Origin of the sequence: Dubosiella muris, from assembly GCF_004793885.1 — a bacterium.
Classification (GTDB): Bacteria; Bacillota_I; Bacilli_A; order Erysipelotrichales; family Erysipelotrichaceae; genus Dubosiella; species Dubosiella muris.
In genome coordinates, this window is the sequence record NZ_SRYG01000040.1 from 1 (window position 1) to 10,712 (window position 10,712).

Here is a 10,712-nt window from a genome sequence, read left to right on the forward strand (position 1 = left end):
ATTTCAAACTATTTCATAATTTTATACTTGACTTCCTATATAGTTGTCTTTCCTGTATGATTTGTTTCTATCTCCCTTGTTTTCCTCCCAAAACTTCTTTTCCTTATCCCAACTTCCGTTCTATGCGAGAACATTGAATTTCCTTGAAAAATCATAAAAGTTTATGAACCGCTCCTTGATACCACTCACTCGCAATTCGATATATACTTATATGTTTTTCAACCACTCTATTGTTCTATTAAGCCTAAGATACCCCCCCCCCCCCCATTTTTTGTCAATCTTTTATTTTTTTAAATTGATTTCCGTTCAAATGTTCATTTGAAAACAACAAAAAAAGCCGGATCTCTCCGACTTCGATTCCATTCTCAACATTCTTCCAAACTCTCGTGAACGACATCCAGCAGCGTGTGTAGCGTTTCGACCGGGATCTGTCCCGGCGCGGAAGCCTGTCCCACGCAGCCAAATGTCATCGTCGAGCCAAACAGCTCGCCCGCGACCCGGCTGATCTTTCCAGTTTCTCCCATCGCCATCGTGACAAGCGGCTTCATTTCCTTTTCATTGGCCAGCTTTCTTGTCGTCGCCAGCAGACGAACGACATCGTCTTCAGTATTGGGCATAACGGCGAGTTTCAACACGTCCGCGCCCAGATCTCGCATCGTTCGCAAACGACTTTCCATATCCTCATTTGATGGTGTTTGCTTGAAATCATGACTGGAAGCGACGACCTTTACATCGTTTTGATGGGCGCATTCCACCAAAGAGCGAACAATATCCTCTCCGGAAAACAGCTCGATATCAATCAAGTCGATCGCGCCCGATTGAATGAGCGTCCGATTCAGCTTCTCGTACGCCGCGCTATCCAGCCCCTGCTCTCCTCCTTCCGCCTTCGTGCGAAACGTCGCCAGCAGCGGAATGTCTTCTAAAGCCTGGCGCAGCTGCTTCGCGACCGCTTTGACTCGTTCCAAATCGGCAAACGCTTCAAACCAGTCCACTCGCCATTCCACCAGATCGACGGGACTTTCCTTTATTGTTTTCGCGGCCGCCTCGATCCCTTCAGGCGTCGCTTGCACGATTGGAACGATCACCTTCGGCTTTCCCGACCCAATCGTTTGATTTCGAACCGTGATTGTTTCCATTTGGTTTCCATCCTTTCGATTTTTTTTATCTTATCACGATTTTTCCTCGAATGAGAAGAAAAGAAACAAAATGAAAGAGCCTTGTTTCTCTTTCATCGTTTCCGCTATAATGGATACGAAAGAGAGAGGATCTCATGGAAACAAAGAACAAAAATATTTTTCTGATTGGCTTCATGGGCGTTGGCAAAAGCACAATCGCCCGCGCCTTGCAGGAACGACACGATATGGAAATCATCGAAATGGACGACATCATCGCCAAACGCAACGGCATGAGCATTCCCGACATTTTCGAACAGCGCGGCGAGCCGTATTTTCGCAACGAGGAGACAAACCTGCTCAAAGAATGCGAAAACAAACAAAACGTCATCGTCTCGTGCGGTGGCGGCGTCGCCATGCGAAAGGAAAACGTGGCCGAAATGAAAAAGAGCGGAACCGTCGTGCTGCTGACGGCCAAACCGCAAACGATTTTGGAACGCGTTGAGCACAGCCACGACCGCCCTTTGCTTGAAAACAACAAGACCATCGAGCACATTGCCGCGCTCATGGAAACCCGACGCCCCGCCTATGAAAAAGCGGCCGACATCGTCGTCGAAACCGACGGGAAATCGGCATCCGAAATTGGCGAGGAAATCATTCGCCGCATCAATGAATCAATAGAAAGGAATCCCTTATGACAAAACCCATCAGCGGCCACACCGGCCTGCTTTGTTTGCTGGGCAGCCCGGTCGCCCACAGCATTTCCCCCGCCATGCACAACGAGGCGTGCGAACAGCTTGGCCTCGACTACGCGTACTTGGCGTTTGACGTTGACGAAAACGGCATGAAAACGGCTGTCGAAGGCTTGAAAACCCTGGGCGCGCGCGGCTGGAATATCACGATGCCATGCAAAAACATCATGTGCCAGCTCGCCGACAAACGCTCCCCCGCTTCCGAGATTTCGGGCGCGTGCAACACGATCGTTAACGACGACGGCGTGCTGACCGCCTACACGACCGATGGCGTCGGCTTTATGGACGCTGTCGCGGAAAACGACGTCGGCCTCAAGGGAAAAACAATGACCCTTCTAGGCGCGGGTGGCGCCGCCACTGCCATCCTTGTTCAGGCCGCCCTGGACGGACTCAAGGAGATCCACGTCTTCAATATTCGAGACGGCTTCTTCGAACGTGCCGAAGAAATCGTCGATACGCTCAACGAGCGCACCGATTGCCACGTCACGCTGCACGATTTTAGCGACGAGTCCGTTTTGCGAAATTCGATTGCCCAAAGCGACATCCTCGTCAACGGCACGAATGTCGGCATGGCGCCCAACACCGACCGCACCATCATCACCGACCCGACGATGTTCCACAAGGATTTGTTCGTCTTCGACGTCATTTACAACCCGCAGGAAACCAAACTGCTCAAAGACGCGAAAGCGGCCGGATGCCAAACGGCCAACGGCATGTACATGTTGTTGTATCAGGGGGCGGCTTCGTTCAAACTATGGACCGGACACGACATGCCCGTCGACATCATCAAAGAAAAATACTTTGCCAAATAAGCCGGATTGCCGGCTTTTTTCATACGCTTTGGCGCAAACTGATACCCGATGGGGTCGAATGATTTCAGATCTTTTTTTGCTTCTCTAAGCTCGTCATAAAACATATCGTCCGGGTTTGTACACCAGAAGATTTTCATCAAAAAGCATCATGACGGGTGCCATGATGCCTGCTTGTTACGCGGTTTGTTGCGTCTTAAAAAACGATTTTACTTTTGATAAAGATTGATTGGTGATTCGCGCGATTTTTTCATAAGACATGCCTTCTTCACGCAAATTGCGCATAATGGCTTCACGTTCTTGCGCACGTCCCTCAGCGCGTCCCTCGGCGCGCCCTTGTCTACGTCCTTCGTTCTTGGATTTTCGCTTAAATTCATTCATGATCTCGCACATGGCATTCACTCCTTTCGGTTCCTTTTTAAAATACGATACAGCTTCTCTAAGCTCATCATAAAACATGTCATCCGGGTTTGTACAGTGGAAATCATGCATCAGCTTTCCCATCGCGTCATCGCCCCGGTATTCTCCATTCACAAAGCGGATATGCGCTTTCGTATGCAGGATCCGCTTCCATTTCCGGTTGAACCATTCATACGAGTAAAATGGTTCGTTTTGGTTAAGAAAATCCTTCTTCGTCAAAAAGACAACCCAGTTTTCCCGCAAATCCTTGTGTTCTTCGCCCGGTTTTAAGCCTTGAGAGCCCAGCAGACACATGTTGTGAAAAGCCCGTTTGCCAAGGGCTCGAAGCGTGTTCTCGATCTCGATGTTGTAGACATTGCCATACTGGTCGATAATGAACAAGTCGTAGCGGTCGTTTCGAAAAAACGGAAATCCCTTTTTGACTTCCAGTCCCCATTCCACGACGATCAATTCGGCTTTACCCGTTAAGATCCGGGCAAGCAGCTGCACGGCTTCTCTACTGTGAGAAAAGACGGCGTGCATAAAAAAGTCGCTGAACAACGTGAATTGCTGGATCATTAAATAGTATTGATGATTGTTCAAGTAAGCACCTCCAAAAAATTATTTCAATGAAACCAAGATCGCAAAAGATCCATTTCTGTTTTCATGCGGTGCTTTGATCTAAAAAAGTGAAGAGGAAAAAATCAAAGGAAGCCATAAAAAGACAAGAAAGGAAAGAACCTGGGGAAAAAGAACGGAATCTTTCGATATTTGGAATCAGGATCCGCCGGAAGGTGGATGTGGATAAACTATAGCATGAAAAAAATGTTAGCGTCAATATGAAAAAGCGGAAGAATCGAATTTCCTTCCACTTCTCTCATTACCAACTCATTGTTTTTCCAAATGCTTTAAATCCGCGTCCTTCCGGCTGAATGGCGAGCTGCCCGGCTTGTTTTGCGCCATGACGCCCACCAGCGCATGCGGGATATAATTGGCGTCCAGACATTCCATCTGCGCTTCATTCAACTGTAAACACATCGCCGCTTTCATCGCCTCGATCTGTTCCGGTTTGGTCGCGCCCGCGATCGGAACCGCCCCTTTGGCCATGAGCCACGCCAGCGACACCGAAGCCATTGAAACGCAAAGCTCGCCGGCGATTTTCTCCACCTCGTCAATGATCTTCCGGTCTTCCTCTTCCGTCTTGTCGTATTTGAAGCGGGCGTACGAATCGAGCTCTTTGCGCTTCGTATCCACAGTTTTCTTTCGCGCCAGACGACCACCCGCCAGCGAGGAATATGGCGTGATCACCATGCCAAAGAAGTTTGCGCACGGAATCATTTCCCGTTCCTCCTCGCGAAAGATGAGGTTGTAGTGCCCCTGTATCGACACAAACGGCGTCAGTCCCCGCTCTTTCGCGATCGTGTTCGCCATCGCCACCTGCCACGCGTACGCGTTCGAAATGCCAATATGGCGTATCTTTTTTGCCTTCACGAGAGAATCGAGCGCTTCCAGCGTTTCCTCGATTGGCGTGTTGTAGTCCCACATATGCAAGATGTACAAGTCGACATAATCCGTTTGCAAGCGAGCCAGAGACGCGTCCAGACAGCTTTCAATATACGCCAACGTCGTCTGTTCGTTCTCCACTGGTTTCGGATAAAACTTCGTCGCCAGCACGACATCCTTTCTTTTCGCGCCAAGCTCTTTCAGCGCTCTGCCAATGAACGCTTCCGAATCGCCATCCGAATACACCGGCGCGGTATCGAAAAAGTTGATTCCCGCCTCTAGCGCGCGTTGAATGATCGGTTTCGTCTGCGCGTAATCCAGCGTCCATTCGTGTTGTCCGTGCCCCGGTTCGCCAAAGCCCATACAGCCCAGACAAACCGGTGACACCATCACATCGGTCGTTCCCAATCTTGTTTTATCCATAGCGTTTCTTCTCTCCTTTCAGCACAAACGCCTCTCCCGGCGCGAGCACATGAATCCGCGCCGGATGGACGATCCGATCCATCAAATCCATTGGATCGCCGTTGAACGGCGTCATATCGGGCGCGTCCACCGTGCCCCAGTGGATGCAAATCAAATCGGAATCCGGATACGCGTTCGCCAGCTGGATCGCGCCCTCCAGCGTGATGTGCCATTCGTTGTCGGCAAAGTCAAACAAAATGACGTCGGGATCGGGCATATGCAGATGGCTGCCCAGCAGCCGGGAATCGCCCGGCATCCAAATCGTGCCATCCTTCGTTTCAATCCAGTACCCGCAATAGTCCTCCTCTTTCCAGTACCGGGTGTTGTACTTCGCCGAGCCGTTTTGCCAGTTGTGGCAAGCCGGCGTCGTCGTCACCTTCAACGAGCCGACCGCGAACGTTTCGCCAATATAGCGCTTGTTCGCGTTTTTGAATCCTTCCTCGACCATCACGTCGCCCACGTAGCCCGGCGCGTGCATCGAATGCACATTGTTCGCGATATCGCCAAGCGTCATCCGGGAAAAGTGGTCGTTGTCGATATGGGTGACGAGCACGCCATCCACCATTCCAACTTCTTCAACCGGCAGCGGATCGTCCACGAGCAAGTCGATATCGAATCCTTCCAAAATCGGGTCGATGAGCACGTTCGTATCCCGTGAGTGGATCATCGCGCCCCCTCCCCCAAGCCAGTACACACGCGTCTGGCCGTCCGTTTCAAACTCTTTTTTCGTCATTGGAACGGCGGCCGGCGCCACCGCCTGTCCTTTCGCGTTCTTTTCTATGGTTCGCATTCCCGCTCCTCCTTCTTTGTCTTTACTATAAGAAAAAAGCGAAACGCCCTCAATAGACATTTCGCCTCAATCGTCCAGTTTATACAAATCGGCCAGCGTTTGTTCCATACCCGTCGCCCGCATTTGGCACACAAGGCGCACCAGCTCGACGGCCGGTGTCGAGAAACCGCCCAAAATCCATGAAAACGTCATCGCGCTCGACGCGTTGGCGTGGTAAATCGTCGCCAGACGCAGCGATTCCGGCAGCTTTTTTCCATACATTCGGGTATGATAAGCCACATCGAACCGTTCACAATGCGTCGTGATGTACGATTTCAAATCGTTCTGCCCTTCCAGAAGCAGCGCCTGCCTCATAAACTCGCCATGCTTTTTCATCGCTTCCAGCGTGCGAAGATAGCTTGGCGCGAAACGTTCAGGAAACCGCTTCTCGTCAAAATCGGGAATGATCACGGTGTCGTACACGTACTGAACGAGCGCCTCCTTGTCCTGAAAGTGATTGTAAAACGTCTGTTTGGACACGCCCGCCCGCTTCGCGATTTGCTGGATGGTCATCTTTTTAAGCGGCGTCTTTTCCAGTTCCCAAAGTAGCGCCGTGGCGATATCCGTTTTTGTTTCTTCCCTTGATTGATTCATTGGATCCATTTTCCTCCTAGTCTTCCAAGCAAAACGGCGTTAAGGCCGAATAAAAGAAACAACGCGGCGCGCGCCATCGCGTAGCGAGGGGAAAAGCCGCCATATTGGAGCTCGACAAAAAACGCAAACGGCCACGACATCAAATCTAGCAAGGAGTACACCAAAGCCACGCCTTTCCTCATACAATACCATGGCACGATCATCCCGGCCGTCCACAAACACAACATCCCGTACGCAAGCGGCGCCACAAGCGGCTCGTTTAGGATGAAGCGGCTCGTCCATGCCATATGTACGATGGGCGCGAACAGAGCGAACAACAGCCAGATCCAGCCGCCATGTGTTTTGCGTCGCCAGATATACAACCCGAGAAAGATGAGCGCGAACAATACTTCCCAAACCACGTCCATATCCTTTTTCCCTCCCTTTTCTTTGATTATAGCAGAAAAAAGCGTTCAAAATGCCGGACATCTTCGCAAGAAACTGCAAAGGATAAAAATATGGATGATGTGGAACGTATCAACAAAGAACAGCGTATCCTGAAGGACAGCTGCCCTTGGTCATGATGCCCAAACCATAGCTCTACGGCAAAAACAAGTCAAAAAAACGATCACAGTCCGCACACATGGTCATTCTCCACGCTCGCGCGATGCAATCATGTACATCATGCCAAACACTTGCCAATGATTCCCGTCTTTAGAATGGAAAGTGCCGATTGGCACCGGCTTTTTGGTCTCAGACAATTTGCGAACCAATCAAAAAAACCGCTTTGCCAACAGGCAAAACGGTCAAATGATTATTCCTTCCACGTGAGCAGTTGTTCGATTTCTTCTTTATAAGGCGGCTTGTTGTCGATATATGGCGTTTCCAAAATTTTCGTGATGGATTCCAGTTTTGGATGGTGCACGATTTTTGCCAGCGTATCGAATCCGATATAGCCCTGGCCAATGTTTTCGTGCCGGTCCTTGCGCGCCCCTTGCGGATTTTTCGAATCGTTGACATGCACGACCGCCAGCTTGTCCAAGCCAATCACGGTGTTGAACTCGTCCAGCACGGCGTCAAATTCGTTGATATCGTAGCCCGCGTCGTGAATGTGGCACGTGTCCAGACAAACTTTGACCCGGTCTTTTTTGTGGATGTTCCGGATGATTTCGGCCAGCTCCTCGAATTTCGAGCCAACCTCGCTTCCCTTGCCCGCCATCGTTTCCAGCGCGATGACGATATCGCTCTCGTCCTGATCAAGCACTTCGTTCAATCCGTCCACGATCCACGCGCTGCCGGTTTCCACACCCGCCTTCATATGGGCGCCAGGATGCAGGACAATCGTCTTCGCCCCGATTTTTCGCACCCGCTTCAACTCCTCGATCAAAAACTCCACGCCAAACTGCGCGGTTTCCGGTTTGACGGAATTGGCCAAATTGATGATGTACGGCGCGTGGACAATGACTCGCTCCATCGAGAAGCCGTTTTCCTCCATGAGCGTCTTCGCCTCGTCGAGCTTGAACTTTTCGATCGGCACACGCTTGGAGTTTTGCGGAGCTCCCGTATAAATCATACATGCGTTGGCGCCATACGAAAGCGCCTCCCGTATGGAGCCCAGCAAATAGTCGGGCGCCTTCATCGAAACGTGGCTTCCAAGATAGATCATCGTTCACCCGCCCGTTTCGCGCGTTGCTTTTCCTTCGCCCGCTCTTTTTTCTGGCGTTGAATGTCCTTTTGGATAATTTCACGCTTTTTCTTGCGGCGCAGCCGGTCGATTTCCTGCTTTTGTTTTTTGCGGTAGTTCGGCTTCACCTTTTTCGATTTCGAACGCACGATTTTCGAGATTTCCTTTTGGAGCGGATCGGCGCGGCGTGTCGCCTTCACCCCAAACGGCTTGAGCGTGATCCATTGCGTGCCTCGCACATCCTTGTGCTCGAACTCGATGCCTTTTTTCATGAGCAAGTCAATCGAACGCTGGTCCGACGGCTTGTACAACGCGATACACGTGCCCTCGCGGTTGGCGCGGCCCGTCCGTCCGGCCCGGTGCACGAAAAACTTCAAATCCTTCGGGAATCCGCAGCTAATGACATGCGTGATGCCTTCCAGGTCGATTCCCCGCGAAGCGATATCGCTAGCCACGATATACGATTTTTTTTGCGACTGGATTTGCCGGATGGCCTGGGCGCGCTGTCTGGATTCCAGACCCGAATGCAGTTCGACCAAGTCGTATCCTTCCTCGCGCATGCGCTTGGCCGTTTCCGCCGCCTCCTGCGTCGTATTGCAAAAGATCAGGCACACGTACGGATTGATGGCCGGCAGCACCTCAAGCAGTTTTTCCGTATACGACTTGTGCTTGCACGGAACGAGAACGTTCTCGATATTCGCCTGGTAGTCCTCGTCCTGGTCGATCCGGACGATTTCCGGATTGTGCAAGTATTTTTTCAAAAACGGTTCCAGATTTTCCGGGATCGTGGCCGAGAAAACCATAACCTGCACGTTTTCGTCAAGTTTGGACAAAATCTGGTCGATATCTTCCAAAAAGCCGAACTCCATCGTCATGTCGGCCTCGTCCACGACGACGGTCTTCGCCGTATCCAGCCGCAGATTTTTCTCGTCCAAAAACAAGTCCTTCATCCGTCCCGGCGTTCCGATGACGATATGCGGCGCCAACGTGCCGATATTTTTATCCATACCGCCCGTAACCAGCTTCATTCGAATGCCGAAGTGGTCGCACAAGCCTTTGAACCGATCGTACAGCTGGTACGCCAGCTCTCTTGTCGGTGTCGAGATGATCGCCTGCACCTTGTCCTGCGTCGGGTCGATTTTTTCAATGATCGGGATGAAAAAAGCGTGTGATTTTCCCGAACCCGTAGACGAGATTCCAATAAAATCCCGGTTTTTGTCTTTTCGCGACAGCATCGCGTCTTGTATAGGAGTCAGTGTTTTAAAATGCTCGTACTCCATGATTTCTTGTAGTTTATCCATGATTGCCTCCTGAAATAGGTTCACGTCTTATTATACCTGTTTTTCGCGCCTGTGGACATCGGGTTGAACCCAAAGTTCGGCTTTTGGCTCGTTTTCGTTTACAAACGTCCGTCGTTTTGCCATAATTTTTACTATGAAAAACAATACGATCATCGAAGTCATGCCGCAAGGGTTCTGCGGCGGCGTGATGAAAGCGATCAAAATCGCCAAGGAAGTCAGAACCGAGCATCCCGACCAGAAAATCACGATTTTAGGCAACCTCGTCCACAACCGCTACGTCAAGCTCGCTTTGCGGCACTGGAACATCGAAACCGTCGAGGAAACAGGAAAAACCCGTCTGGAACTGCTGGATCGGATTGACGACGGCATCGTCATCTTTACCGCCCACGGCGTGCATCCGGATGTCTATAAAAAAGCGGAAGAAAAAGGACTGCGCGTCTATGACGCGAGCTGCCGTTTCGTCGTCCAGACCCAGCGCATCGTCCAGGAAAAGCTGGAGGAAGGCGCGGTTGTCTTTTACATCGGCAAAAACAAGCATCCGGAAGCGGAGTCGATTTACACGCTATCCAGCCGCGTGTACTTGATTGAAACCGAGTCCGACATTCCGGAACTGGACGCCCCGTCGATTTTCGTCACCAACCAGACAACGATGTCCACACTGGACATCGAGCATTTATTCGACGCCATCCGGCGCCGCTACCCTTCCGCCTGCTTCCACAACGAGATTTGCAACGCGACCCGCGTCCGCCAGGAAGCCGTGCTCGCCCTCCAAAATCAGGAAGTCGACGTGCTCATCGTGGTGGGCGACCCCACCAGCAACAACACCGAGCAGCTCGCCCAAATCGCCCGGCTCGCCCAAATCCCGACCGTTGTCAAAGCGGAAACCGTCGAGGACTTGCGCGCCTTCGACTGGAACGGAAAAACCATCGCCGTCACGTCCGGCGCCTCGACGCCAAAATACCTGACCAGCCAAATCATCCGGTTTGTCCAGGACGGCACGCTCGAGCCCTTTGAAATCGAACGCGTTCTTTAAGCGGGCATACGGCTTTGAAACCCCTTTCAAATGGTATATCCTATAAGGGACATAACAAGAACTGCTCATCATTGAAAGGAGTTAGCTATGTTTGCGTTTATTGTGTGGCTTACACAAATGCTTGGAACCGGTGAATAAAGCTTCAAGCACCGATATCCTCCTCAATCCCTTTTATTTAACATGAAAAAAGAGTCCATGGACAATGTCATTTAGTTAAGAAATGGCAGTCTTAGAGGATACATTTTAAAGTGTACC

The 10,712-nt window shown here is 51.0% G+C and carries 11 protein-coding genes; 3 read left to right on the top strand and 8 right to left on the bottom strand.

Features of this window, described 5'->3' with window-relative positions; all coding sequences use genetic code 11:
- Positions 1–365: 365 nt before the first annotated feature.
- A complete protein-coding gene (gene aroD, locus E5336_RS11985; protein WP_135981340.1) occupies positions 366–1,136 on the bottom strand; it encodes a type I 3-dehydroquinate dehydratase in 771 nt (256 codons plus the stop codon).
- A gap of 134 nt (positions 1,137–1,270) precedes the next feature.
- Between aroD and E5336_RS11990 the strand changes: the two genes are divergently transcribed.
- Both E5336_RS11990 and aroE read left to right on the top strand, forming a co-directional pair.
- Positions 1,271–1,810 (top strand): shikimate kinase, encoded by a 540-nt coding sequence (locus tag E5336_RS11990; protein WP_135981341.1) that lies wholly within the window; start codon positions 1,271–1,273, stop codon positions 1,808–1,810.
- Positions 1,807–2,676 carry a shikimate dehydrogenase gene (aroE, locus tag E5336_RS11995; protein WP_135981342.1) on the top strand — a complete coding sequence of 290 codons (870 nt, stop codon included), beginning with the start codon at positions 1,807–1,809 and terminating at the stop codon, positions 2,674–2,676. The genes E5336_RS11990 and aroE overlap by 4 nt, the downstream gene beginning before the upstream one ends.
- Before the next feature lie 174 nt (positions 2,677–2,850).
- Here aroE and E5336_RS12000 read toward each other — a convergent pair whose 3' ends face one another.
- The 7 genes from E5336_RS12000 to E5336_RS12030 form a co-directional block, all read right to left on the bottom strand.
- The gene (locus E5336_RS12000) at positions 2,851–3,675 is read right to left on the bottom strand and encodes a hypothetical protein (RefSeq protein ID WP_135981343.1); all 825 of its coding nucleotides are present in this window, start codon (positions 3,673–3,675) and stop codon (positions 2,851–2,853) included.
- A 285-nt stretch (positions 3,676–3,960) separates the two neighbouring features.
- Positions 3,961–4,998 (bottom strand): aldo/keto reductase, encoded by a 1,038-nt coding sequence (locus tag E5336_RS12005; protein ID WP_135981344.1) that lies wholly within the window; start codon positions 4,996–4,998, stop codon positions 3,961–3,963.
- Positions 4,991–5,827 carry an MBL fold metallo-hydrolase gene (locus tag E5336_RS12010; protein WP_135981345.1) on the bottom strand — a complete coding sequence of 279 codons (837 nt, stop codon included), beginning with the start codon at positions 5,825–5,827 and terminating at the stop codon, positions 4,991–4,993. Before E5336_RS12010 ends, E5336_RS12005 begins: the two co-directional genes overlap by 8 nt.
- Before the next feature lie 66 nt (positions 5,828–5,893).
- Positions 5,894–6,460: a TetR family transcriptional regulator gene (locus tag E5336_RS12015; RefSeq protein WP_168353668.1), complete on the bottom strand. Its 567-nt coding sequence runs from the start codon at positions 6,458–6,460 to the stop codon at positions 5,894–5,896.
- Complete coding sequence (locus E5336_RS12020) at positions 6,457–6,867, bottom strand: hypothetical protein (RefSeq protein WP_135981347.1); 411 nt, start codon at positions 6,865–6,867, stop codon at positions 6,457–6,459. The genes E5336_RS12015 and E5336_RS12020 overlap by 4 nt, the downstream gene beginning before the upstream one ends.
- A 386-nt stretch (positions 6,868–7,253) precedes the next feature.
- On the bottom strand, positions 7,254–8,105 hold the full coding sequence (locus E5336_RS12025) for a deoxyribonuclease IV (RefSeq protein WP_135981348.1): 852 nt from the start codon (positions 8,103–8,105) through the stop codon (positions 7,254–7,256).
- A complete protein-coding gene (locus tag E5336_RS12030; RefSeq protein WP_135981349.1) occupies positions 8,102–9,424 on the bottom strand; it encodes a DEAD/DEAH box helicase in 1,323 nt (440 codons plus the stop codon). Before E5336_RS12030 ends, E5336_RS12025 begins: the two co-directional genes overlap by 4 nt.
- 133 nt (positions 9,425–9,557) lie before the next feature.
- Here E5336_RS12030 and ispH point away from each other — a divergent pair, with 133 nt between their 5' ends.
- Positions 9,558–10,457 carry a 4-hydroxy-3-methylbut-2-enyl diphosphate reductase gene (gene ispH / locus E5336_RS12035; RefSeq protein ID WP_135981350.1) on the top strand — a complete coding sequence of 300 codons (900 nt, stop codon included), beginning with the start codon at positions 9,558–9,560 and terminating at the stop codon, positions 10,455–10,457.
- The last annotated feature ends 255 nt before the right edge of the window (positions 10,458–10,712 follow it).